A 22,907-nucleotide genomic window follows, 5' to 3' on the forward strand; every position below is an offset into this window, starting at 1 on the left:
CGCGGTGGCGTACGTCACAGAGCGCTACTTCTCACACCGTCGTCCCCTCCGCCCCCGGAGGTTTCACAGCACTGGTGAGACAGCGATACTGCTGCACATGACGACCGACACCGGGGAACCGACCCTCACGATCGACGAACTGGCCGCCCGGGCCGGTGTCACGGTGCGTACGGTCCGTTTCTACGGCACGAAGGGGCTGCTGCCGCCGCCCGTGCTCGGTCCCCGGCGCGTGGGGCACTACGGGCGGGAGCACCTGGCCCGCCTGGCGCTGATCGAGGAGTTGCAGCAGCAGGGCATGACGCTGGCGGGCATCGAGCGCTATCTGCGCCGGTTGCCGCCGGACCTGAGCGCGCGCGACCTCGCCGTTCACCGGGCGGTGGTGGCCTCCTGGGCGCCGGACACCGTCGAGACGGTCACGCGGGAGGAGCTGGAGCGGCGCTCCGGGCGGCCGCTCGGCGACGAGGACGTCGAGCGGCTCGTGGCGATGGGTGTGGTCCGGCCCGCGGACGACGGGTACGAGGCCGACCTCGGTCTGCTCCGGCTGGGCGCCGGGCTGCTGGACGTGCCGCTCTCCCAGGAGGCGATCTTCGCGGCGCGCAAGGTCCTCATCGAACACGCGCGCGCCGCGGCCCGCGAACTCTCCCAGCTCTTCCGCGGCGAGGTGGCGGAGCGTGACGCGCGGGACGTGCGGTCCCTGTCGGCGCACATGCACCCCTTGGTGGTGCAGGCGCTCCTCACCGCCTTTCAGCGGTCGCTGAAGGAAGAGCTGGGCGAGTGGCTCACCGAGCCACCGCGAGAGTCAGGCTGAGTCGCTGAACCGCTCCCCCTGCGCCGCCTTCTCCACCAGCAGCGCGGGCGGCGTGAACCGGTCGCCGTAGCGCTCGGCGAGTTCCCGCGCGCGTGCCACGAAGCCGGGCAGTCCGCCCTCGTAGCCGTTGATGTACTGGAGCACACCACCGGTCCAGCCCGGGAAGCCGATGCCGAAGACGGAGCCGATGTTGGCGTCGGCGACGGAGGTCAGGACGCCCTCCTCCAGCAGCCGGACGGTGTCCAGCGCCTCGGAGAACAGCATTCGCTCCTGCATGTCCTCGAACGGGATCCGGTACCCGGGCTTCGTGAAGTGCTCGCGCAGGCCCGGCCACAGTCCGGTGCGCTTGCCGTCCTCCCCGTAGTCGTAGAAGCCGGCGCCGCCGCTGCGGCCCGTGCGGCCGAACTCGTCGACCATGCGGTCGACGACGGCCTCGGCGGGGTGGGCCGTCCAGGTGCCGCCCGCCTCCTCCACGGCGCGCTTCGTCTCGCTCCGGATCTTGCGGGGCAGCGTCAGCGTCAGCTCGTCCATCAGGGACAGCACCTTGGCCGGGTAGCCCGCCTGCGCGGCGGCCTGTTCGACGGACGCGGGCTCGATGCCCTCGCCGACCATGGCGACGCCCTCGTTGATGAAGTGTCCGATGACGCGGGAGGTGAAGAAGCCGCGCGAGTCGTTGACGACGATCGGCGTCTTGTTGATCTGCCGGACCAGGTCGAAGGCGCGGGCCAGGGCCTCCTGCCCCGTGCGCTCGCCCTTGATGATCTCGACGAGCGGCATCTTGTCGACCGGCGAGAAGAAGTGCAGTCCGATGAAGTCGGCCTGGCGCTCGACGCCCTCGGCGAGGGCGGTGATGGGCAGCGTGGAGGTGTTGGAGCACAGCAACGCGTCGGGGGCGACGACGTCCTGGATCTCCTGGAAGACCTTGTGCTTGAGGGACGTGTCCTCGAAGACGGCCTCGATGACGGCGTCGCAGCCGGCCAGGTCCTGCACCTCGGCGGTGGGCGTGATGCGGGCGAGCAGCGCGTCCGCCTTCTCCTGCGTCGTACGGCCCTTGGCCACGGCCTTGGCGCACAGCTTCTCGGAGTAGCCCTTGCCCTTGAGGGCCGCCTCCAGGGAGACGTCCTTCAGGACGACGTCGATGCCGGCGCGCGCACAGGAGTAGGCGATGCCGGCGCCCATCATCCCGGCGCCGAGGACGGCGACCTTGCGGACCTGGCGGGGCTCGATGCCCTGGGGGCGGTTGGCGCCGGAGTTGACGGCCTGGAGGTCGAAGAAGAAGGCCTGGATCATGTTCTTCGACGTCTGCCCGGCCGCGAGTTCCACGAAGTAGCGGGCCTCGATGACCTGGGCGGTCTCGAAGTCGACCTGGGAGCCCTCGACGGCCGCGGCGAGGATGCTCCGCGGGGCCGGGTAGGGGGCGCCGTTCGTCTGCTTGCGCAGGGTGGCCGGGAAGGCGGGCAGGTTCGCCGCGAACTTGGGGTTGGCCGGGGTGCCGCCCGGGATCTTGTACCCCGGCTTGTCCCAGGGCTGCTGCGACTCGGGGTTGGCGTCGATGAAGGCGCGGGCCTTTTCGAGGAGCTCCTCCTGGGTGGTGGCCACGTCGTCGACGAGGCCGTTCTCCAGGGCGCGGCGCGGGCTGTACTGGGTGCCCTGGAGGAGTACCTTCAGCAGGGCGTCGGCGATGCCGAGCAGACGGACGGTGCGCACGACGCCGCCGCCTCCGGGCAGCAGGCCGAGGGTGACCTCGGGGCAGCCGATCTTGGAGCCGGGCGCGTCGAGGGCGATGCGGTGGTGGCAGGCCAGGGCGATCTCGTAACCGCCTCCGAGGGCCGCGCCGTTGAGGGCGGCGACGACGGGCTTGCCGAGGGTCTCGATGCGGCGCAGGTTCCGCTTGATCGCCATGCCGCCGTCGAACAGCTCCTGGGCCGTCTCGGGGGTGACGCGGATCAGGTCGCGCAGGTCGCCGCCGGCGAAGAAGGTCTTCTTCGCGGAGGTGATGATGACGCCCCGGATGGAGTCCTGTTCGGCCTCCAGGCGGTCGGTGACGGCGGCGAGCGAGTCGCGGAACGCCTGGTTCATGGTGTTCGCGGACTGGTTCGGGTCGTCGATGACGAGGGTGACGAGGCCGGTGCGGTCCTGTTCCCAGCGGATGGTGGTGGACTCAGTGCTCATGTGGAGTGCTCCGTGTGATCCGTCGGGAGGGGGTCAGATGCGCTCGACGATGGTCGCGACGCCCATGCCGCCGCCGACGCACAGCGTGGCGAGGCCGTAGCGCTTGTCCTGGCGCTCGAGTTCGTCGACGAGGGTGCCGAGGATCATCGCGCCGGTCGCGCCGAGGGGGTGGCCGAGCGCGATCGCGCCGCCGTTGACGTTGACCTTGTCCAGGGACAGGCCCATGTCCCGCACGAAGCGCAGCACGACCGCCGCGAACGCCTCGTTGATCTCGACGAGGTCGATGTCGTCGATGGTCAGCTCGGCCTTGGCGAGGGCCTTGCGGGTGGCGGGGGCGGGGCCGGTGAGCATGATGGTGGGCTCGGAGCCGGACACGGCGGCGGCGACGATCCGCGCGCGGGGCGTGAGTCCGTAGCGTTCGCCGACCTCCTTGGAGCCGATCGCGACGAGCGAGGCGCCGTCGACGATGCCCGAGGAGTTGCCCGCGTGGTGGACGTGGTCGATCTTCTCCACCCAGTGGTACTGCTGGAGCGCGACCGCGTCGAAGCCGCCGAGTTCGCCGATGTCCGCGAAGGACGGCTTCAGCTTGGCCAGGGAGTCGGCGGTCGTGCCGGGGCGCATGTGCTCGTCGTGGTCGAGGACGACGAGGCCGCTGCGGTCCTTCACCGGGACGACGGACTTCTCGAAGCGGCCCTCCTTCCAGGCGGTGGCCGCTCGCTCCTGGGAGAGGGCCGCGTACTCGTCGACGTCCCGCCGTGAGAAGCCCTCGATGGTGGCGATCAGGTCGGCACCGATGCCCTGCGGCACGAAGTTGACCTGGAGGTTGGTCATCGGGTCGTTGAACCAGGCGCCGCCGTCGGAGGCCATCGGCACCCGGGACATCGACTCGACGCCGCCCGCGAGGACGAGGTCCTCCCAGCCGGAACGGACCTTGGCGGCGGCCAGGTTGACGGCCTCCAGACCCGAGGCACAGAAGCGGTTCTCCTGGACCCCGGCCACCGTGTCGGGCAGTCCCGCGGCGATGGCGGCGATCCGGGCGATGTCGGAGCCCTGGTCGCCGACCGGGCCGACGACGCCGAGCACGATGTCGTCGACGGCGGCCGGGTCGAGACCGGGGAAGCGGGCGCGGATCTCGTGGATGAGTCCGACGACCAGGTCGATGGGCTTGGTTCCGTGCAGGGCGCCATTGGCCTTGCCGCGCCCGCGCGGAGTGCGGATCGCGTCGTACACATACGCTTCGGTGCTCACGAGGAGGCCTTTCACTGAGGGTTGCGGGACGACGGTAGGAGCCCGGGGACGTCCCAGTCCCGGGCGACGTCCGCCGTGTCGGCGCCCGGCCGGGCCGGGCCGGTGCGGACGGAGGTCGGGGTCGCGGAGAAGCGGGGGGCCGGGGCGGGCTGGGTGATGCCGCCGTGGTCGGTGAAGGTGCCGCGGGCGGCCAGGTGCGGGTGGTGCGGGGCCTCGCGCAGTGACAGCACGGGCGCCACGCACGCGTCGGTGCCGTCGAAGACGGCCGTCCACTCGTCCCTGGTCCGGCTCTTGAAGCGGGCGGCGACCCGTTCGCGCAGCTCACCCCATCGGGTGACGTCCTTGCGGGCGGCGGCCTGGTCATCGATGCCGAGGAGGGCGAGGAACTCCTCGTAGAACCGGGGCTCCAGGGCGCCGACGGCGATGTACCTCCCGTCGGCCGTCTCGTACGTGCCGTAGTACGGGCAGCCGCCGTCCAGGAGGTTGACGCCGCGCCGGTCCTGCCAGCCGCCGGCGGCGAGCATGCCGTGGATCATCGTGGCGAGGTGGGACACGCCGTCGACGATGGCGGCGTCGACGACCTGGCCGGTGCCGGTCGCGCGCGCGTGGTGCAGGGCGGCGAGGACGCCCACGACGAGGTAGAGGGAGCCGCCCGCGTAGTCGCCGAGCAGGTTGGCCGGGACCGCCGGCGGCTCGTCGGGGCGGCCGATCATGCCGAGCGTGCCGGTGGGGGCGATGTACGCGATGTCGTGCCCGGCGCGGTCGGCGAGCGGGCCGTCCTGGCCCCAGCCGGTCATCCGGCCGTAGACGAGGGACGGATTGCGGGCGTGGCAGGGCTCGGGGCCGACGCCGAGCCGCTCGGCGACCCCGGGGCGGTAGCCCTCGACCAGGATGTCGGCGCGCGCGGCGAGGTCGAGCACACGGGCGGGGCCGTCCGGGGACTTCAGGTCGACGACCACCGAGCGCTTGTTGCGGTTGGTGACGTCGTACGCCGGGTCGATCGCGAGGCCGGGGCCGCCGGGGCGGTCCACGCGCACGACGTCGGCGCCGAGGTCGGCCAGGAGCATGGCGGCGAACGGGCCGGGCCCGATGCCGGCCAGCTCGACGACGCGCACGCCGGTGAGCGGGCCCTGTCCTGGCGTCCTTGCCGTGGCCATCCAGCCCCCAGTGCTGTGACACAACTGATGTAACACCAGCGATGCTAAGAACACGTTCCACTCGGCACAAGAGCTGAACGAGCAAGCGCTTAGCAATCTGCCGGGGCTCGTCGTCGGGTGCCGCACTCCTCACGCTAGCCTCGGCCACCGACAGCGGCACGGGCTGCACGACCGAGGGGTGTCATGAGCAGGCTGAAAACGACGGACCGTCCGTACGACATCGTGCTCTTCGGAGCCACGAGTTTCGCCGGGGCGCTCACCGCGGAGTACCTCGCCGCCCACGCGCCCGACGGGCTGCGGTGGGCGGTCGCGGGCCGCAGCGCGGAGAAGCTGGAGCGGCTGCGGGAGCGGCTGCCCGGCGGCGCGGAGGTCGGGGTGCTGCGGGCGGACGTCTCCGACCCGGCCTCGGTGCGCGCCCTCGCCGAGCACGCGCGCGTGGTGGCCACGACGGTCGGCCCGTACGTGACGTACGGCGAGGCACTCGTCGCCGCCTGCGCGGACACCGGGACCGACTACCTCGACCTCTGCGGCGAACCCGAGTTCGTGGACCTGACGTACGTGAAGCACGACGCCCGCGCGCGGGAGACCGGGGCCCGGCTGGTGCACGCCGCCGGCTTCGACTCGATCCCGCACGACCTGGGCGTGTACTTCACCGTGCAGCAGCTCCCGGAGGAGGTGCCGCTGACCGTGGAGGGCTTCGTGACCGCAGACGCGGCGTTCTCGGGCGGGACCTTCGCCTCCGCCCTCAACCAGTTCGCGCGGCAGCGGGAGATGGCGGCGGCCGCGCGGGACCGGCGGCGGCACGAGCCGCGGCTGGTGGGCCGGCGGGCGTCCGCGCCGGCGGGTGCGCCGCGGTTCGCCAAGGAGGTCGGCGCGTGGGCGCTGCCGATGCCGACGATCGACCCGCAGATCGTGCGGCGTTCGGCGTCGGCCCTCGACCGGTACGGACCCGACTTCCGCTACCGGCAGTACGCGGCCGTCCGGCACCTGCCCGTCGCGGTGGGCGGTGTCGCGGCCGTCGGCGCCCTGGTGGCGGCGGCCCAGGTGCCGCCGGCGCGGCGCTGGTTGTCCGGCCGGCTCAAGCCCGGGGACGGGCCGGGCCCCGAGAAGCGGGCGAAGAGCTGGTTCTCCCTGCGCTTCGTGGGCGAGGGCGGCGGCCGGCGGGTGTACACGGAGGTCTCGGGCGGCGATCCCGGCTACGACGAGACGGCGAAGATGCTCGCCGAGTCGGCACTGTGCCTGGCCTTCGACGACCTTCCGAAGACGGCGGGTCAGGTCACCACGGCAGTGGCGATGGGCGACGCGCTGATCGGCCGGCTGCGTGCGGCGGGCATCCGCTTCCGCGTCGCGTCGACCCGCTGAGGGTCCTACAGCGGCCACTCGGCGATGGTGTAGATCATCCCGGCGATCCAGCCGAGCCCCGCCAGCACGGCGAGGATCAGCCCTATGGTGACGGCCCGCTCGACGGTCTGGGTCGGGCCGGCAACAGGCTTGGGTGCGCGGTGCGTTGTCATGTGCCCCAGCCTGCCGACGGAGGCGGGGGCCAGGCATCCGTACAGGTACTCAGAGCCGGTACTCAGATCTGCCGCCCCGTTCCCCGCGGACCCGCCCCTCGGTTTGAGACTTTCCGCCCTCCGCTCCTGATGGCAGCTCGAAAAGTGCCAACAAGGAGTTCAATGAAACCATTGAAGGCATGAAATTCCTTCTCGAAGTCCGCATGGACGACGCGGCGTTGGCCGAGGACCCGGCGGGCGAGCTGGGCCGGATCCTCAGGTACTGGGGCGGCAATCTGCGCCACTACGCGCTCGGCCCCGGGGACGGGTCGGTGATCTACGACTCGGAGTACCGCGAGGTGGGCCGCTGGAGCGTGACCGATCAGGCGGAGTAGGTCTCCCGCAGCGCCTTCCGGCACAGCGCGTCCGCCCGGCGCGTGGTCTCCGGGAGGCGGTACTCGGGGGTCAGCGCGAGGGTGTGGGCGCAGGCGTTCGCGAGGGTCACACGGTGGCCGACGGAGACGAAGACCGGCTTGACGCCGTCGCGCGTGCGCAGGGCGCGGCCGACCTCCTCGGAGCCGGCGAGCAGCGCGGAGGTACTGCCGCGTGGGGCGTCCGGGTCGTCGTAGGTGAAGGTGAAGGGGTTCTTGGCGACGCCGATCGTGGGCAGGCCGGTCAGGACGCCGAGGTGGGCGGCGAGGCCGAAGCGGCGGGGGTGGGCGAGGCCGTAGCCGTCGCAGACCACCAGGCCGGGCGGGCAGGGCAGGGCGTCGAGGGCGGCGAGGACCGTGGGGAGCTCCCGGAAGGCGAGCAGCCCGGGCACGTAGGGGAAGGAGACCCGGCCCACCGCCGTGGCCTCGGCGACGATGTCGAGGGTCGCCGCGTCCAGGACGACCGCGGCCGCCGCGACGACATCGCGCTCGTCGTCGTAGGCGACGTCGACCCCCGTCACACGGCCCGTTCCGGGCGGCGGCCCCGGTTCGTCGAGGATCACGCGCTCGCGCAGTTCGTCCTGGACGGCGCGAGCCTGTTCCTCGGTGGCGGGCCAGTCCTCGGGGATGCGTACGGTCGTCATGGTGCCCCTGAGCCTATGGGCTGATCCTTTCGGATGCCGAGCCCGTGGGCAGCGCGAGGCCGGCGGGACTCGCGGGTCCCGCCGGCCTCGAGGGCGTGCCGCTCACTTGCCCAGCGCGCGCTGGAGCTGGCTCTTGTTCATGTTGGAACGGCCCTCGACGCCGCGGCGCTTGGCCTCCTGGTACAGCTGGTCGTAGGTGGGGCCCTGGGAGCCCTGGCCCGACCGCTGTCCGCCGCGCTTGCCGGACGACATGTCCTTGGTCGAGGTGCGGCTGGCCGTCTTCGACTCGCCGGAGCGGGCGCGTTCCTTGTTCACCGTCCGCGAGGCGATTTCCTTGGCGCGGCCGGTGCTCTCGCCCCGGTCCTGCGCGCTCTTCTTGATGTGCTCGTACTGGCGCTCCCGCTTGGAGCTCGAACCGCGTGGCATGACCGCTCACTTCCTTTCGCCTTCAGTGAACGAGTACCCACACTGCCAACAATCAGGGCATACCGCGCGCTCAATGCTCCAGGCGGGCAACCCGCCCCTTCTCGCCGGCCGCCCAGCACCCATGGTCCGGGGTGCAGTCGACGGTGTCGTAGGAGCCGGTGTCGACCGTGCGCCAGGTGCGGCCGCCGTCCGTGGTGAGGTCCGTGCCGGTGGGTCCGACGGCGAGGGCGGCGGTGCGGCTGTGCGGGAGCCAGGCGACGCCGGAGCGGTAGGCGGGCGGGGGCGTGGCGGCGGTGCGCCAGGTGCGGCCGCCGTCGCCGGTGTGCGCGGCGGCGTTCGGTGAGGGCCGGCCGGGGGTGAAGTCGCCGCCGACGGCGAGACCGTGGGTGCGGTCGCGGAAGGCCAGCGCGAAGACGCCGCGGGCCGGGTCGCCCGCCGGGAGGGGCGTGGCGGTGGCCGTCCAGGTGTGTCCCCGGTCGGCGGAGTGCAGCACGCGCGCGTGCGCGGCCCCGCCCGTGGCGAGCCAGACGTCCTTCGGCCCGGAGGCGACCAGGCACTGGCCGCTCGCGGCGAACCCGGCCTCGCCCTCCTGCGCGGCCGGCATGCCCTCGTCCGGCAGCACCTCCCAGGTGCTGCCGCCGTCGCGGGTCGACAGGATGCGGAACTTTCCGTCCACCGGGTCGCTCATCGCGAGGCCGTGGCGGTGGTCGAAGAAGGTCAGGCAGTCGTAGAAGGCCTTCGGGTCGGTGTTGCGGAAGGACTCCGTCCAGGTCATCCCGCCGTCGTCGGTGCGGTACACGCGGGACGCCTCGCCCTCGCCGATGGCCAGGACCACGGCCCGGCGCGCGTCGAACGCCTCGACGTCCCGGAACTGCAACTCCGCCGCGCCCGGGGGCGAGACGTTCCGCCAGGTGGCGCCGCCGTCGGTGGTGCGCAGGACGGTGCCGCCGGTCCCGGCGAGCCAGGCGGTGTTCCGGCTGACGGCGGCCAGGCCGCGGAACCGTACGTCCGGAGTGCCGGTGTCCTTGAGCTCCCAGTGCGGCATCCGGCGCTCCGGCTCGTGCGCCTGCGCCGGCACGGCGGTCAGGGCCGCGAGTGCGGCCAGTGCTGCCGCGCCCGCCGCCACTCCGGTCGCCCTGCTCCGTGTCCGTCCCGTCCGTCGCGTGCTCCCCAAGCGCCTCATGGCTGGCGAAGCTAGCCCGCCACCCCGGCGCCGTCCAGATGGCGTCGCCCGGGCCCGGGGGGTGTTCCGGTGGGCGCGACAAGTGCCGTGCGGGGCACACGAGGAGAGCCTCGTCACTCCCGTGCATGAACGCGGTGACAGAGGTCACTCGCACTTCGTGTGCACGGATTGGCTGATTCCGTCGTCTCTTCCAGTGCCCGGCCTCATCCGCCCGGAAGTGTCCCGTCCAGCCGTCACAAGGGAGCAAGGCGTTGTCCATCGTCATCGAGCAGCCCGTGGAGGCCCGCCTCGTCGCCGCCGCGCCGCGTATGCCGAGCATTCCCGCGACGCTCCACTACGACCGGCGTGATCCGTTCGCCGTCCGTATGACCTTCCCCGCCCCGGCCACGCTGGAGGGTGTCGAGGTCTGCTGGACCTTCTCCCGCGAGCTGCTCGCCGCGGGCCTCAGGAACGCCGAGGGCCACGGCGACGTGCGGGTGCGGCCGTACGGGTACGACCGCACGGTGCTGGAGTTCCACGCCCCCGAGGGCACCGCCGTGGTGCACGTCCGCTCCGGCGAGGTGCGCCGGTTCCTGGAGGCCACGAGCGAGCTGGTGCCGGTCGGCCTGGAGCACCTCCAGCTGGATCTGGACCACGACCTGGCGGAGCTGATGCGGGACGCGTGCTGAGCTGCGCGGGCCGGGCTAACGTTCCCGCTCCAGCAGGGCGTTGACCTCGCCGTAGTCGAGTCCGTCCGCCAGTGACCGGTACGTCCCCGTGTCCAGCAGCTCCCGCGCGGCCCGGCGGACCAGGGCGTGGGCGGCCTGGGCGATGCCCGAGCCCACGCTGACCCGGGCGGCGCCCAGGGCGGCCAGTTCGGCGACCGTCGGTGCGCCGGGTCCGGCCATGACGTTCAGCGGCCCGTCGACGCCGTCCGCCAGCTCCTTGACGATCCCCGGGTCGACGGCCCCGGGGACGAAGATCCCGTCGGCACCGGCGGCGCGGAAGGCGGCGGCCCGTTCCAGGGTGAGGTCGACTCCCCCGACGCCGCTCAGGAAGGTGTCCGTCCGGGCGTTGACGAACAACGGCACGCCCGCCGCGTCGGACGCCTCACGGACGGCGGCGATTCGCTCGGCCTGCTCGCCGACGTCCCGCAGCGGACCGCCCGTTCCGGCGCCGTAGCGCGCGTCCTCGATGTTCACGCCCACCGCTCCTGCGGCGATAACGGCGCGGACGGTGCCGGCGAGGCCCTCGGTGTCCTCGGCGTAGCCGCTTTCGATGTCCGCCGTCACGGGGACGGTCACGGCCTCGGCGATGCGGGCGACGGCGGCGAGGGCCGTGGGGCGGTCCACCCGCTCGCCGTCCGGCGCGCCGAGCGCCCAGACGAGCCCGGCGCTGGTCGTCGCCACCGCTGCGGCACCGGCGTCCTCGACGAGGCGGGCGCTCACCGCGTCCCAGGCATTGGGCAGGACCAGCGGGGATCCGGGGATGTGCAGGGCACGGAAGGCCAGGGCTCGGTCGGTCTGGTTCGTCATGCGGGCAACTCAACCAGCGGCTGACGGGCCGTGGCCGGCAGGAATCCGACGTGGACGTGGGTCAGGGCAGAGCGGTTGCCGTCACCGTCGCGGCCAGTGCCGTACGGATCTCGCGGACGATCTCCCCGAGCCCGGGCACCGACCACACCCCACGCTCCGCCAGCTCGCGCACGCGCTGCTCGTGGGCGCGGACGTCCTCTCCGGGGAGCAGTTCCGCCGAGGCGGCCAGCGTCGCCACGGCCGCGTCCCGCTCGGAGACGCCGGCGACCGGCAGCGGGCCCCGGAGGATCCCACGCGTCTCCTCCCGCAGCGCCTCCACGGCGGCGACGCGCTCCAGCGCGTACTCCACGGACGGGAACACCCCGAGGACCCGCTTCTTCTCCGCCCGCAGATACCCCTCGGCCACCAGCTGCGCCCGCACCGCGTCGAGGGTCACCCGCGACCGCAGCGTCACCCAGGTCCGCCAGGGGTGCGGGCACGACTCGCGGACGAGCTCCAGAAGCCCGTCGAGGACCGCGTCACCGGTGCGGGAGTCCAGGTCGACCGGCGTGGCGATGCCGTCCTCGTCGACGAGCAGGCCGTGCCGGGCCAACTCGGTGAGGGCACCGGCCCGCACCGGGCCGGACAGGTGGGCGCTGCCGGTGCCGGCCGGCCGCGCGGGGTCCCAGGCCAGCAGGCAGAGCCGGGCCGGCAGCGAGAGCGGGCCGTCGGGCACGGGGGGCCTCCTCGGGCGGGGAGATCGGGTCTCACGTTAATTCGTTGACAGCCCCGACGCCCCCTCGTACGTTGTACAGCGTCCTGTTGCCGCCGATTGGAGAAGGACGTTGCTCGTCTGAGGTCCTGAGACACCGCGTCACCCATGTCTGGTGTGTGCGCTGCGTGCGACCTCGGCGTTCGAGCCGTCCTCCGGTACAGGGCTTCATCTCTGCCCCCTGGAGCCCTCCTCCCTGGTCGCAGGTGTCTCGATACGCGTTTGCCCCTGACCGCATCAAGCAACCGCGAAAGAGGCCCGCATGCCTACTTCCATCACCGTCACCTCCCTCGCCTTCACCTGGCCCGACGGCACCCCCGTCTTCGAGGGCCTCGACGTGGCCTTCGGCCCGGGCCGGACCGGCCTGGTCGGCGTCAACGGGTCGGGGAAATCCACCCTGCTGAAGCTGATCGCCGGTGAACTCGCCCCGGCCGACGGCACCGTACGCGTGGCCGGCGAGGTCGGTTACCTCCCGCAGAACGTCACGCTCGACACCACCCTGCGCGTCGACGAGGCGCTCGGCATCGCCGACCGGCGGGCCGCCCTGCACGCCATCGAGGCGGGCGACGTCTCCGAGGCGCACTTCGAGACCGTCGGCGACGACTGGGACGTGGAGGAGCGCGCCCTGGCCACCCTCGGCGAACTCGGCCTGGGCCACGTCGGGTTGGACCGCACGATCGGCGAGGTGTCGGGCGGCGAGTCGGTGCTGCTGCGGCTGGCGTCGCTGCTGCTGCGCCGGCCCGACGTACTGCTGCTCGACGAGCCGACCAACAACCTCGACCTGTACGCCCGCAGGCGGCTGTACGCGGCCGTCGAGTCCTGGCCGGGCGTGATGGTCGTCGTCAGCCACGACCGGGAACTGCTGGACCTCGTCGACCAGATCGCGGATCTGCGCTCCGGCGAGATCACCTGGTACGGCGGCAACTACTCCGACTACGAGGAGGCCCTCGCGATCGAACAGGACGCGGCCGAGCGCATGGTGCGCGTCGCCGAGGCCGACTTCCGCAAGCAGAAGCGCGAACTGGCCGACGCCCAGATGAAGCTGGCCCGCCGCAAGAGGTACGGGCAGAAGATGTGGGACCAGAAGCGTGAGCCGAAGATCGTCATGGGGGCGCGCAAGCGCGCGGCGCAGGAGTCCGCGGGCAAGCACCGGATCATGCACGAGGAGAAGCTCGCCGAGGCCAGGGAGCGGCTGGACGAGGCGGCGGAGGCCGTACGGGACGACGACGAGATCCGTGTCGACCTGCCGTACACGGCCGTGCCGCCGGGCCGCAACGTCCTGACCCTCCTCGATCTCCGGCTCCGGTACGGCGCCCGCGTGGACGGCGGTTTCGACCTGCGCGGACCCGAGCGGGTCGCGCTGATCGGGCGCAACGGCGCGGGCAAGACGACACTGCTGCGCACGATCACCGGGGAGCTCGCTCCGGAGTCGGGGGAGGTGACGGCACACGTCCCGCTGCGGTTCCTGCCGCAGCGGCTCGACGTCCTCGACGGCGAGCTGACCGTGGCCGAGAACGTGGCCCGGTTCGCGCCCGGCGCCACCAACAACCGGGTGCGGGCGCGGCTGGCCCGCTTCCTGTTCCGGGGTGCCCGGGCCGACCAGAAGGCGGCGACGCTGTCCGGCGGCGAACGCTTCCGGGCGGCACTGGCCGCGCTGATGCTGGCCGAGCCCGCGCCGCAGCTGCTCATGCTGGACGAACCGACCAACAACCTGGACATGGCGAGCGTGCGGCAGCTGACCACGGCCCTGGAGTCGTACGAGGGGGCGCTGATCGTGGCCAGTCACGACCTGCCGTTCCTGGAGTCGATCGGCATCACGCGCTGGCTGCTGCTGGAGGACGGGGAACTGAAGGAAATCACGCCAGAGGCTGTCGGGTTTTCCGCCTAGCGTCGGTGGCATGACCGACTTCACGCACGATGTCACCCGCCACGATGTCATCACCCTGACCGGAGCCCGCGAGAACAACCTCAAGGACGTCACCCTCCGCATCCCGAAAGGCCGGCTGACCGTGTTCACCGGCGTTTCGGGGTCGGGGAAGTCGTCCGTCGTCTTCGACACGATCGCGGTGGAGTCGCAACGCCAGCTGAACGAGACGTACCCGTGGTTCGTCCGCAACCGGCTGCCCAAGTACGAGCGGCCGCACGCGGACGGCCTGGAGGACCTCTCCCCCGCGATCGTCGTCGACCAGCGGCCGGTCGGCGGCCACTCCCGGTCGACCGTCGGCACCATGACGGACATCTACTCGGTGATCCGGGTGCTGTTCTCCCGGCACGGCACCCCGAGCGCCGGACCGGCGACCGCGTACTCGTTCAACGACCCGTCGGGCATGTGCCCCGAGTGCGACGGCCTGGGCCGGACGGTACGGCCCGACTGGGACCGCATCCTGGATCCGGACCGCTCCCTCGCGGACGGGGCGGTCCGCTTCCCGCCGTTCGCCGCGAGCACCTGGCAGGGCCAGGCGTACACCAACAGCGCCGACCTGGACCCGGACAAGCCGGTGGGGCGGTTCACCGCCGCCGAGCGCGAGTTCCTGATGCGGGGACGGCCCGGCAGCAAGGTCACCGTCAACGGCAGCGGCGGCACCTGGACCACCGACTACGAGGGGCTGGCCGACCGCTTCGAGCGGCTTTACCTGAAGCGGGACCTGTCGGCCATGAGCCAGAAGACCCGCGACCTGGTGCGGGACTTCCTGGTGGAGGGCGCCTGCCCGGTCTGCCGGGGAGCCCGGCTCAACGCGGCGGCGCTCGCCACCCGGATCGGCGGCCGGAACATCGCCGACTGCACTCGGATGCAGATCACGGACCTGATCGCCGTACTGAAGGAGATCGACGACCCGGTGGCCGGGCCGATCGCGCGGGCGGCCGTGGCCGCGCTGGAGCGCGTCGAGGCGATCGGCCTCGGCTATCTCAGCCTCGACCGGGAGACGGCGACCCTCAGCGGCGGGGAGGGGCAGCGGCTGAAGACGGTGCGGCACCTCGGCTCCAGCCTGACCGGGATGACGTACATCTTCGACGAGCCGAGCGTCGGCCTGCACCCGCGCGACGTGGGCCGCCTCGGCGATCTGCTGCTGCGGCTGCGCGACAAGGGCAACACCGTGCTGGTCGTCGAGCACGACCCGGACGTCATCGCGCTGGCCGACCACGTCGTCGACATGGGGCCGGGCGCCGGCTCCGAGGGCGGCCGCGTGGTGTTCGAGGGCACACCGGCCGAACTGGCCGTCTCGGACACCCTCACCGGGCGCTGTCTGCGCCGCCGTACGGTGGTCAAGGAACAGGTACGGCAGGCCGACGGCGAGCTGTGGGTCAAGGGCGCCGACCGGCACAACCTGCGCGACGTGACCGTGCGGTTCCCGGCCGGTGTGCTCACCGCCGTGACCGGGGTGGCGGGGTCGGGGAAGAGCACCCTGGTCGGGGAGTTCACCGCCGCGCACCCCGACGCCGTGGTCGTCGACCAGTCGTCGATCGGGATCTCGGGACGGTCCACTCCGGCGACCTACCTGGGGATCATGGACACCGTACGGAAGATCTTCGCCCGCGAGACGGGGGCCGAGGCGGGCCTCTTCAGCTTCAACTCCGGCGGCGCCTGCGGCACCTGCGAGGGCCGGGGCATCATCTACACCGACCTCGCCTTCATGGACCCGGTGACGACGACCTGCCACGACTGCGAGGGGCGGCGCTTCAAGGAGGAGGTACTGCGGCTGACCGTGAACGGCAGCTCCATCGCCGACATCCTCGAGATGACGGCCGAGCAGGCCCTCGGCTTCTTCGACGACACGGGCGTACGGCGCCGGCTGCGCACCCTGCGGGACGTCGGACTGACGTATCTGACGCTCGGCCAGCCCCTCTCCACGCTCTCCGGCGGGGAGCGGCAGCGCATCAAGCTGGCCACGCGGCTGCACAGGACGGGCGCGGTCTACGTGCTCGACGAACCGACGACCGGGCTGCACATGGCGGACGTGGAGGGACTCGTCGCCCTGCTGGACCGGCTGGTCGACACGGGCAACACGGTCGTCGTCGTGGAGCACAACCTGGACGTGGTCGCCCGGGCCGACTGGGTGATCGACCTCGGCCCGGACGGCGGCCGGGACGGCGGCGAGATCGTGTTCGAGGGGACGCCGCGACAACTCCTGGACGCGCCGGGCTCGTTCACCGCGGAGCACCTGCGGCGGGCCGTGGCGGCATCGGCCGTCACCGTGCCGGGGTGAGCTCACCGGTGAGCGGGACGCCCGGGAGCGCCGTGTTGCTGACGACGGCGAGGAGCGGGCCGTCCGGGCCGTGCTGCCACTGCCCGCCGACCAGCGGCAGCAGGGCGATGTTCGGGGCCGGTCCGCGGGTCCAGTCGAGGGTGCCGGCGATGGTGTCGAGGCTCGTGCCGGCGAGGGCCTGCGCGACGGACGCCCGGTCGGTGGGATCGGCCGCGACGGTGAGGGCGTGGTGGGCGGTCTCCACCAGGGCGTGGGCGAGGCCGAGGGGCTGGAGCCAGCCGGCACCGGTGTCCTGCCGGTAGGCGTGGGCGAGTTCGGCGCAGGTGGTGCCGTCCAGGCCGGAGCGGTAGGGGTGGCCCGGACTCCAGTAGACGAGGGTGGCCACGCGCGCGTCGGCCAGTTCGCCGTGGACGTCGGGGGCGGGGGTGGTGTGCGTGTGCGGGTACGTCAGCCAGCGCGAGCAGGTGATCAGCCGCGGACGCAGCCCCGCCTTACGGGCCTGGCGGTGGAAGAGGGCGAGGTCGGTGGCGGTGGCGGCGCTGGTGACGAGGCCGGCACCGTGCTCCCGCAGCCGTCCGACCTGTGCGGGGAATCCGTCGGACGGTTCCCGGTAGGCGCCGAGGTCGACCAGGGTGTGCCCGCGCGGGGAGGTCACCGGCGCGAAGCCGTACCGGTCGTGCCGCAGCAGCCGCCCTTGCAGGTCGTCGTTCCACAGGCAGCCGACGGCGCCCGAGTCGTCGACGCGCTCCCACAGGTCGGCGAAGACGGCGGCGATGTCGTCCAGTCCCCAGGCGAAGTGGTACGTCCACCGGAAGCGGTGCCCCGGCTCGGCACCGCGCGCGTCGACGTACGCCTGCCAGGGGAACGTGGTCGACACACAGGGGACCCCGGCCTCCTCACAGGCGTCGGTGACGGCGGGCAGCACCCGGGTCCCGGCCATGGTGAGCACGAGGTTCGCGCCGTCGGCGCCGGCCAGGTCCCGAACGGCCTGCCGGGCCGCGTCGGGATCCGAGCGGCTGTCGCGCACGGCGACGGTCACCTCGTAGCGGCGGCCGCCGTTGCGGATGCGCGCGAGCCGGGGCGCCAGCCTGCGCAGCGCGTACGACAACGGTGACCCGAGAGGGGCCAGTCGACCCGTCAGCGGCGCCACCACGCCCACGCACAAGGAAGTCGACGACATCGAGGCCCCTCTCTTCACTGAGTCGGTGCGGCCGTCAGCGACCGGAGCGGTCCTTGGTCACGCAGGTGGTCTTGCTGAACACCGCCACCGTCACGTTGCCGCAGTTGTTGCTGTGGCCCGAGGCGTTCCGGGCGAAGAGCAGGTTGGACAGGACGCCGCCGCTGGGGCCGGCCTGGTCCCCGCCGCCCTTGCCGTCGTCCTCGGCCACACAGGTGCGCTCCTTGAACAGCGCCACCTTGCCCGTGCCGCAGAGGTTGGCGTGGCCGGAGGAGTTCCTGCCGGAGAGGTTGGACAGCACACCGCCCGCCCCCGCGTCGCCGTCCCCGGCATGGGCCGTGGCCATTCCGGCGGGAACAGCCATCAGCATCCCCACGATCGAGGCCACCACCGCGATACGCCGCGTGCCGTACATCTCTGTCGGTTTCCTTCCGCTGGTTCGGTCCTGGCCGGTTCGGCCGGGATCACTTCGTCCAACGACGCCTCGGGAGATCGGCACGGGCTGCGGCCAGGTGAATCATCTGCAAGACGGTTGATCAGGTACTCCGAAGGGACGCCGGTCGTGGGGGCGTTGACACGTCAAGGTCCGGCCCGGGTCATGGACCGATGGGGTGGTTTGACACCCCGTCGGCCGATCAGGCGTGCGGGCCCGCGAACACTGGGGTGCGGAGGTGGCGCGGGGCCACCGGAGGGGGCGAGATGACCGACAGCACGGTTCTGGTGGCGGTGGCGGAGCGTCCGGAGGACGGGGGTGCGGCCGCCGGGCAGCTGGCGAGGATCGCCGAGGCGATCCAGGGGCGCGGCTTACGGGTCCGGTGGGTGGTGAGCGTCGCCGACGCCGAGGCGGTGCTCAGGACCGAGGCCGGTCTCGCCGCCGCCGTGGTCGCCTGGGATCTTCCGCCGGGGCCGGGGGCCGACGGTGAACCGGGAGGTGCGGCGGTGCTGCGCAGGATCGGGCGCCGCTTCCAGAACCTGCCGGTGTTCCTGGTCATGGCGGACGAGGGGCTGCGCGATCTGCCGTTGTGGGTGTCGCAGTCGGTGGTGGGTTACGTGTGGCCGCTGGAGGACACGCCGGCGTTCATCGCGGGGCGGATCACCACCGCCGCTCGCGGCTACCAGGACGCCCTGCTGCCGCCGTTCTTCAAGGCGCTGCGCCGTTTCGACGACGCGCACGAGTACTCGTGGCACACCCCCGCGCACTCGGGCGGTGTCGCCTTCCTGAAGTCGCCCGTGGGCCGGGCGTTCCACGACTACTTCGGGGAGCGGCTGCTGCGCAGCGACCTGTCGATCTCGGTCGAGGAGCTCGGCTCACTGTTCGAGCACACCGGGCCCATCGGCGAGGCCGAGCGCAACGCCGCACGGGTCTTCGGCTCCGAGCACACGTATTTCGTGCTGCACGGCGACTCCACCTGCAACCGTCTGGTCGGCCACTTCAGCGTCACCCGCGACGAGATCGCCCTGGTGGACCGCAACTGCCACAAGTCGGTCCTGCACGGTCTGGTCGTCTCCGGCGCCCGGCCGGTGTACCTGGTCCCCACCCGCAACGGCTACGGCCTCGCCGGACCGCTGCCGCCGGCCGAGATCGCGGCGGACTCGGTGGCGGCACGGATCGCCGCGAGTCCGCTGACGAGGGACGCCGTGTCAGCGCGCGCGCAGTACGCGGTGTTCACCAACTCCACGTACGACGGGCTGTGTTGCGACGCGGTGGCGGCGGCCCGGGCCTTCTCCGCCGGCACGCCCCGGGTGCACTTCGACGAGGCGTGGTTCGCCTACGCCCGCTTCCACCCGTTGTACGCCGGGCGCTACGGCATGTCGGTGGACGAGGAGAGCTTCCCCGGGCCCGACCGGCCGACGGTCTTCGCGACGCAGTCCACGCACAAGCTGCTGGCGGCGCTGTCGCAGAGCGCGATGGTGCACGTCCGACCCGCGCCCAGGGCGCCGGTGGAGCACGAGCGGTTCAACGAGGCGCTGATGATGCACGGCACCACGTCGCCGCTGTACCCGATGATCGCCTCGCTGGACGTGGCCACGGCGATGATGGACGGTCCGCAGGGGCAGTGGCTGGTCGACGAGGCGGTGACCGAGGCGGTGCGGTTCCGCCAGGAGATGGTGCGCATCGGGCGGCGGATCGAGGCCGCCGGGGACCGGCCGCCCTGGTTCTTCGGCGTGTGGCAGCCGGCCGAGGTGACCGACCCGGAGAGCGGGGCGCGCCTGCCCTTCGACGAGGCCCCGGCTGATCTGCTGCGGACGGAACCGTCCTGCTGGCATCTCCGACCCGGGGCGGACTGGCACGGCTTCCCGGGGCTGACGGACGGCTACTGCATGCTCGACCCGATCAAGGTCACCCTGACCTGCCCGGGGATCAGCGCCGCGGGTGAGGTGTCCGACTGGGGCATTCCCGCGCGGGTGCTCACCGCGTATCTGGGGACGCGGAGCATCGTCGTGGAGAAGACCGACAGCTACACCACGCTGGTGCTGTTCTCCATGGGCATCACCAAGGGCAAGTGGGGCACGCTGCTGGACGCCCTGATGGACTTCAAGGACCTCTACGACGGTGGCGCGCCGCTGGACCGGGTGCTGCCCGCGCTGGTCGCCGAGCATCCGCGGCGCTACTCCGGGCGGAGCCTGCGCGAGCTGTGCCAGGAGATGCACGACCATCTGCGCGACCTCCGTCTGGTCGAGCTCCTCGACACCGCCTTCCGGGAGTTGCCGGAGCCCGTCGTCCCGCCCCAGCTGTGCTACCAGCGCCTGATCCGCGGCGGCACGGAGCGGATCCGTCTCACCGACGCGCCCGGCCGGGTCGCCGCGGCCATGGTCACGGTCACGCCGCCCGGCATCCCCGTCCTCATGCCGGGCGAGAGCGTCGGCGCCGCGGACGGTCCTCTGTTGCGGTACCTGACCGCGCTGGAGTCCTTCGACCGCCGCTTCCCCGGCTTCGGCAGCGAGACCCACGGGGTGGTCCGCGACCCCGACACCGGCGACTACCAGATCGAATGCCTCCGCCCGGACACGCCCGAGCGTGCCGACACCGCGACGACACCGGCCCAGCGAAGCGCCCCGGAGGGTGCCGAGCCGGTGGTGTGAGCCCGGGGCAGCGACGCCTTCACGCTCTGATACCCGGCCGGGCGCGAGTCTCGGCCGGGCCTGCCGACCCACGACGACTCTCATCGGACACGCCGGCGGCGCGGCGTACGGAGCGGCCGGGCACAGGCCCGGGCCGGGCCGGGCACAGGCGGCGTCGGCGGCGGACCGGGCTTGGAATCGGCGCTCGTCCGGATGCCCCCCTGAGGCACCGGTCGGACCACGTGCGGTCAGGCTCGCAGCGGACCGGCCTGGAATCGGCGTTCGCCCCCGAGTGTCCACTGAGGTGGCGGTCCGGAGCCGCCCGAGTCGGGAGCGGTGTCCGCCCCACTGATGCGCTGAGGCGCCGGGCCGGGGTGCAGGCCACGGCCAGGACACAGGCACTCACCCCCGCTGCCTGCCAAGGCCGGCCTCCCCCGCCCCCCTGCCCACTCACTCCCCTCCCCTCCCCTCCCCTCCCCTCCCCCAGGGGTGTCGTCTTCCGGGATCGCCCTGCATGATGGTCGGCCGACGCCCGATGGGTTCCGGTCGACCCCGGAGGCTCCGTCGGCGCCGTCCAGACACGTCCCATCCGATACGGAGTCACGCTCGTGCCCAGCAAGAAGGCCCTCGTCCGCCGCCCCAGCCCGCGTCTTGCCGAGGGGCTGGTGACCCACATCGAGCGGGAGAGGGTCGACGCCGACCTCGCGGTCGAGCAGTGGGAGGCGTACGTGGCGGCCCTGCGCACGCACGGCTGGGAGACCGTCGAGGTGGACCCGGCCGACGACTGCCCGGACTCGGTGTTCGTCGAGGACACGGTCGTGATGTACAAGAACGTGGCCCTGATCGCCCGCCCGGGCGCCGAGTCCCGGCGTGACGAGACCGCCGGGGTCGAGGAGGCCGTGGCCGGTCTGGGCTGCTCGGTGAACTGGATCTGGGAGCCGGGCACACTGGAGGGCGGCGACGTCCTGAAGATCGGCGACACGGTGTACGTGGGCCGGGGCGGACGCACCAACGCAGCCGGCGTCCAGCAGTTGCGGGCCGCTTTCGAACCGCTGGGCGCGCGGGTCGTCGCCGTACCGGTGACCAAGGTGCTGCACCTGAAGTCGGCCGTCACGGCGCTTCCCGACGGGACGGTCATCGGGCACATCCCGAAGATGGACGCGCCGTCGCTGTTCGCGCGCTTCCTGCCGGTGCCGGAGGAGGCCGGTTCGCACGTCGTGCTGCTCGGCGGTGACAAACTGCTGATGGCGGCCAGCGCGCCGAAGACCGCGGAGCTGTTCGCGGACCTCGGGTACGAACCGGTCGTCGTGGACATCAGCGAGTTCGAGAAGCTCGAGGGGTGTGTGACATGCCTCTCGGTGCGGCTGCGGGGGCTGTACGCCTGAGGAGGCGGGACGCCCCGTCCCAGCCTCTCGACCTGCGGCTCCCGGGGGCGGTGGGGCGCGGCTGAGCGCCCCCGCTGATCAGCGGCCTTTACAGCACCCTTAACCTACGGCATCGTAACCTACGGGAACGTAGCCTACGATGCCGTAGGTTACCGCTCACCGCTCGTACGCATGTCCCCCTGGAGAGTCCATGACGATCACCACTCCCCATCTCGGCAGCCCCGCCGGCGCCTGGACCGACGCTCAGCTGCTGTACGCACTGGAGGAAGTGGTCGAGCAGGAGCTCAACCGGCATCTGAAGGTCGCCAAGGACTGGATGCCGCACGAGTACGTGCCGTGGAGCGACGCGCGCAACTTCCCCGGCCTCTTCGAGGACGGCGAGGCCTGGGACAAGGAGCAGTCGAAGGTCACCGAGATCGGCCGCATCGCGCTCGTCGTGAACCTGCTGACCGAGGACAACCTGCCCAGCTACCACCACGAGATCGCCAGCCTCTTCGGCCGCGACGGCGCCTGGGGCACCTGGGTGCACCGCTGGACGGCCGAGGAGGGCCGGCACGGCATCGTGATGCGGGACTACCTGCTCGCCTCGCGCGCCGTGGACCCGGACAAGCTGGAGCAGTTCCGCATGTCGCACATGAGCGAGGGCTTCGAGTCGGACAACCGGCACTCGATGCTCCACTCGATCGCCTACGTCGCCTTCCAGGAGCTGGCCACCCGCATCTCGCACCGCAACACCGGCCACCAGTCCGGCGACCCGGTCTGCGACCGCATGCTGGCCCGCATCGCGACCGACGAGAACCTGCACATGGTCTTCTACCGCAACCTCCTGAAGTCGGCGTTCGAGCTCGCCCCCGACCTGACCATGCAGGCCGTACGGGACGTGGTCGTGAACTTCCGGATGCCCGGCCACGGCATCCCCGGCTTCGAGCGCGCCGCCGCGCAGATGGCGATCGGCGAGGTCTACAACCTGCGCATCCACCACGACGACGTACTCCAGCCGGTGCTGCGCTTCCTGAAGATCATGGAGATCGACGGCCTGGGTGCCGAGGGCCGCAAGGCACAGGAGGAACTCGGCCTGTACATGGGCGGCCTGGACAGCGAGGCGACGAAGTTCGACGAGAAGCTGGCCGCGCGCAAGGCCCGCATGGCGGCCCGGGCCGGCGCCACCGGCGCCTGACGGCCGACCCGGTCCGTCCGGCCGCACGACTCAAAGGCCCCGACCGCCACGAGCGGCCGGGGCCCCGGCGTTC

20 protein-coding genes are annotated in these 22,907 nt (G+C 72.3%); 9 read left to right on the forward strand and 11 right to left on the reverse strand.

Features of this window, described 5'->3' with window-relative positions; translation table 11 throughout:
* The first annotated feature begins 97 nt into the window (after window positions 1-97).
* Window positions 98-808, forward strand: a complete 711-nt coding sequence (locus SCNRRL3882_RS05650; protein WP_010042851.1) for a MerR family transcriptional regulator — start codon at window positions 98-100, stop codon at window positions 806-808.
* Here SCNRRL3882_RS05650 and SCNRRL3882_RS05655 read toward each other — a convergent pair.
* Genes SCNRRL3882_RS05655 through SCNRRL3882_RS05665 form a run of 3 tightly spaced genes read right to left on the reverse strand, consistent with a single transcriptional unit; the run spans window position 800 to window position 5,385 of the window.
* Window positions 800-2,980, reverse strand: coding sequence for a 3-hydroxyacyl-CoA dehydrogenase NAD-binding domain-containing protein (locus tag SCNRRL3882_RS05655; protein WP_010042852.1), 2,181 nt, complete (start codon window positions 2,978-2,980; stop codon window positions 800-802). The genes SCNRRL3882_RS05650 and SCNRRL3882_RS05655 overlap by 9 nt on opposite strands.
* A gap of 33 nt (window positions 2,981-3,013) precedes the next feature.
* Entirely contained in the window at window positions 3,014-4,228 is a 1,215-nt protein-coding gene (locus SCNRRL3882_RS05660) for an acetyl-CoA C-acetyltransferase (RefSeq protein WP_010042854.1), read from the reverse strand.
* Between the two features lie 11 nt (window positions 4,229-4,239).
* Complete coding sequence (locus tag SCNRRL3882_RS05665; protein WP_029181383.1) at window positions 4,240-5,385, reverse strand: CaiB/BaiF CoA transferase family protein; 1,146 nt, start codon at window positions 5,383-5,385, stop codon at window positions 4,240-4,242.
* A gap of 183 nt (window positions 5,386-5,568) precedes the next feature.
* On the opposite strand from SCNRRL3882_RS05665, the gene SCNRRL3882_RS05670 reads away from it, so the two are divergent.
* The gene (locus SCNRRL3882_RS05670) at window positions 5,569-6,747 is read left to right on the forward strand and encodes a saccharopine dehydrogenase family protein (RefSeq protein ID WP_010042859.1); all 1,179 of its coding nucleotides are present in this window, start codon (window positions 5,569-5,571) and stop codon (window positions 6,745-6,747) included.
* A gap of 5 nt (window positions 6,748-6,752) precedes the next feature.
* Here the strand turns inward: SCNRRL3882_RS05670 and mmpA are convergent, their stop codons facing one another.
* Entirely contained in the window at window positions 6,753-6,899 is a 147-nt protein-coding gene (gene mmpA, locus SCNRRL3882_RS41055; RefSeq protein ID WP_010042861.1) for a morphogenic membrane protein MmpA, read from the reverse strand.
* Window positions 6,900-7,078: 179 nt separating this feature from the next.
* Here mmpA and SCNRRL3882_RS05675 point away from each other — a divergent pair, with 179 nt between their 5' ends.
* Entirely contained in the window at window positions 7,079-7,273 is a 195-nt protein-coding gene (locus SCNRRL3882_RS05675) for a hypothetical protein (protein ID WP_010042863.1), read from the forward strand.
* Here the strand turns inward: SCNRRL3882_RS05675 and SCNRRL3882_RS05680 are convergent.
* From SCNRRL3882_RS05680 to SCNRRL3882_RS05690, 3 genes are all read right to left on the reverse strand, one after another.
* Window positions 7,261-7,953, reverse strand: coding sequence for an endonuclease V (locus SCNRRL3882_RS05680; RefSeq protein WP_010042865.1), 693 nt, complete (start codon window positions 7,951-7,953; stop codon window positions 7,261-7,263). The genes SCNRRL3882_RS05675 and SCNRRL3882_RS05680 overlap by 13 nt on opposite strands.
* A 102-nt stretch (window positions 7,954-8,055) precedes the next feature.
* Complete coding sequence (locus SCNRRL3882_RS05685) at window positions 8,056-8,379, reverse strand: hypothetical protein (protein WP_010042867.1); 324 nt, start codon at window positions 8,377-8,379, stop codon at window positions 8,056-8,058.
* 70 nt (window positions 8,380-8,449) lie between these two features.
* Window positions 8,450-9,562: an oxidoreductase gene (locus tag SCNRRL3882_RS05690; protein WP_324604461.1), complete on the reverse strand. Its 1,113-nt coding sequence runs from the start codon at window positions 9,560-9,562 to the stop codon at window positions 8,450-8,452.
* 251 nt (window positions 9,563-9,813) lie between these two features.
* Here SCNRRL3882_RS05690 and SCNRRL3882_RS05695 point away from each other — a divergent pair, with 251 nt between their 5' ends.
* The gene (locus SCNRRL3882_RS05695; RefSeq protein WP_010042872.1) at window positions 9,814-10,230 is read left to right on the forward strand and encodes an SsgA family sporulation/cell division regulator; all 417 of its coding nucleotides are present in this window, start codon (window positions 9,814-9,816) and stop codon (window positions 10,228-10,230) included.
* Window positions 10,231-10,245: 15 nt separating this feature from the next.
* On the opposite strand, the gene SCNRRL3882_RS05700 is transcribed toward SCNRRL3882_RS05695, so the two are convergent.
* Entirely contained in the window at window positions 10,246-11,076 is an 831-nt protein-coding gene (locus tag SCNRRL3882_RS05700; protein WP_010042874.1) for an isocitrate lyase/PEP mutase family protein, read from the reverse strand.
* A 61-nt stretch (window positions 11,077-11,137) separates the two neighbouring features.
* Window positions 11,138-11,791 (reverse strand): GOLPH3/VPS74 family protein, encoded by a 654-nt coding sequence (locus tag SCNRRL3882_RS05705; protein ID WP_010042876.1) that lies wholly within the window; start codon window positions 11,789-11,791, stop codon window positions 11,138-11,140.
* 298 nt (window positions 11,792-12,089) lie between these two features.
* Here SCNRRL3882_RS05705 and SCNRRL3882_RS05710 point away from each other — a divergent pair, with 298 nt between their 5' ends.
* Together SCNRRL3882_RS05710 and SCNRRL3882_RS05715 are read left to right on the forward strand one after the other, a co-directional pair.
* Window positions 12,090-13,715, forward strand: coding sequence for an ABC-F family ATP-binding cassette domain-containing protein (locus SCNRRL3882_RS05710; RefSeq protein ID WP_010042878.1), 1,626 nt, complete (start codon window positions 12,090-12,092; stop codon window positions 13,713-13,715).
* 10 nt (window positions 13,716-13,725) lie between these two features.
* Window positions 13,726-16,032 (forward strand): ATP-binding cassette domain-containing protein, encoded by a 2,307-nt coding sequence (locus tag SCNRRL3882_RS05715; protein ID WP_010042880.1) that lies wholly within the window; start codon window positions 13,726-13,728, stop codon window positions 16,030-16,032.
* Here SCNRRL3882_RS05715 and SCNRRL3882_RS05720 read toward each other — a convergent pair.
* Together SCNRRL3882_RS05720 and SCNRRL3882_RS05725 are read right to left on the reverse strand one after the other, a co-directional pair.
* Window positions 16,016-17,212 carry an ABC transporter substrate-binding protein gene (locus SCNRRL3882_RS05720; protein ID WP_029181384.1) on the reverse strand — a complete coding sequence of 399 codons (1,197 nt, stop codon included), beginning with the start codon at window positions 17,210-17,212 and terminating at the stop codon, window positions 16,016-16,018. The two genes, SCNRRL3882_RS05715 and SCNRRL3882_RS05720, sit on opposite strands and share 17 nt — an antisense overlap.
* A gap of 34 nt (window positions 17,213-17,246) precedes the next feature.
* The gene (locus tag SCNRRL3882_RS05725; protein WP_010042885.1) at window positions 17,247-17,624 is read right to left on the reverse strand and encodes a hypothetical protein; all 378 of its coding nucleotides are present in this window, start codon (window positions 17,622-17,624) and stop codon (window positions 17,247-17,249) included.
* Between the two features lie 284 nt (window positions 17,625-17,908).
* On the opposite strand from SCNRRL3882_RS05725, the gene SCNRRL3882_RS05730 reads away from it, so the two are divergent.
* From SCNRRL3882_RS05730 to SCNRRL3882_RS05740, 3 genes are all read left to right on the forward strand, one after another.
* Window positions 17,909-20,293 (forward strand): Orn/Lys/Arg decarboxylase N-terminal domain-containing protein, encoded by a 2,385-nt coding sequence (locus SCNRRL3882_RS05730; RefSeq protein ID WP_010042888.1) that lies wholly within the window; start codon window positions 17,909-17,911, stop codon window positions 20,291-20,293.
* A 587-nt stretch (window positions 20,294-20,880) separates the two neighbouring features.
* Window positions 20,881-21,657: a dimethylargininase gene (gene ddaH, locus SCNRRL3882_RS05735; RefSeq protein ID WP_010042890.1), complete on the forward strand. Its 777-nt coding sequence runs from the start codon at window positions 20,881-20,883 to the stop codon at window positions 21,655-21,657.
* Between the two features lie 190 nt (window positions 21,658-21,847).
* Entirely contained in the window at window positions 21,848-22,834 is a 987-nt protein-coding gene (locus SCNRRL3882_RS05740; RefSeq protein WP_010042891.1) for an acyl-ACP desaturase, read from the forward strand.
* Window positions 22,835-22,907 lie beyond the last annotated feature (73 nt).

It is taken from the genome of Streptomyces chartreusis NRRL 3882, assembly GCF_900236475.1.
In the GTDB taxonomy this organism is placed as follows: Bacteria; Actinomycetota; Actinomycetes; order Streptomycetales; family Streptomycetaceae; genus Streptomyces; species Streptomyces chartreusis_D.

What these genes read in the sequence shown, in the direction of transcription:
- SCNRRL3882_RS05715 (WP_010042880.1), top strand. Translation starts at nt 13,726, where the DNA reads ATGACCGACTTCACGCACGATGTCACCCGCCACGATGTCATCACCCTG.
- SCNRRL3882_RS05740 (WP_010042891.1), top strand. Translation starts at nt 21,848, where the DNA reads ATGACGATCACCACTCCCCATCTCGGCAGCCCCGCCGGCGCCTGGACC.
- SCNRRL3882_RS05700 (WP_010042874.1), bottom strand. Translation starts at nt 11,076, where the DNA reads ATGACGAACCAGACCGACCGAGCCCTGGCCTTCCGTGCCCTGCACATC.
- SCNRRL3882_RS05725 (WP_010042885.1), bottom strand. Translation starts at nt 17,624, where the DNA reads ATGTACGGCACGCGGCGTATCGCGGTGGTGGCCTCGATCGTGGGGATG.
- SCNRRL3882_RS05730 (WP_010042888.1), top strand. Translation starts at nt 17,909, where the DNA reads ATGACCGACAGCACGGTTCTGGTGGCGGTGGCGGAGCGTCCGGAGGAC.
- SCNRRL3882_RS05690 (WP_324604461.1), bottom strand. Translation starts at nt 9,562, where the DNA reads ATGAGGCGCTTGGGGAGCACGCGACGGACGGGACGGACACGGAGCAGG.
- SCNRRL3882_RS05710 (WP_010042878.1), top strand. Translation starts at nt 12,090, where the DNA reads ATGCCTACTTCCATCACCGTCACCTCCCTCGCCTTCACCTGGCCCGAC.
- SCNRRL3882_RS05650 (WP_010042851.1), top strand. Translation starts at nt 98, where the DNA reads ATGACGACCGACACCGGGGAACCGACCCTCACGATCGACGAACTGGCC.
- SCNRRL3882_RS05655 (WP_010042852.1), bottom strand. Translation starts at nt 2,980, where the DNA reads ATGAGCACTGAGTCCACCACCATCCGCTGGGAACAGGACCGCACCGGC.
- SCNRRL3882_RS05665 (WP_029181383.1), bottom strand. Translation starts at nt 5,385, where the DNA reads ATGGCCACGGCAAGGACGCCAGGACAGGGCCCGCTCACCGGCGTGCGC.
- mmpA (WP_010042861.1), bottom strand. Translation starts at nt 6,899, where the DNA reads ATGACAACGCACCGCGCACCCAAGCCTGTTGCCGGCCCGACCCAGACC.
- SCNRRL3882_RS05680 (WP_010042865.1), bottom strand. Translation starts at nt 7,953, where the DNA reads ATGACGACCGTACGCATCCCCGAGGACTGGCCCGCCACCGAGGAACAG.
- SCNRRL3882_RS05720 (WP_029181384.1), bottom strand. Translation starts at nt 17,212, where the DNA reads ATGTCGTCGACTTCCTTGTGCGTGGGCGTGGTGGCGCCGCTGACGGGT.
- SCNRRL3882_RS05670 (WP_010042859.1), top strand. Translation starts at nt 5,569, where the DNA reads ATGAGCAGGCTGAAAACGACGGACCGTCCGTACGACATCGTGCTCTTC.
- SCNRRL3882_RS05675 (WP_010042863.1), top strand. Translation starts at nt 7,079, where the DNA reads ATGAAATTCCTTCTCGAAGTCCGCATGGACGACGCGGCGTTGGCCGAG.
- SCNRRL3882_RS05685 (WP_010042867.1), bottom strand. Translation starts at nt 8,379, where the DNA reads ATGCCACGCGGTTCGAGCTCCAAGCGGGAGCGCCAGTACGAGCACATC.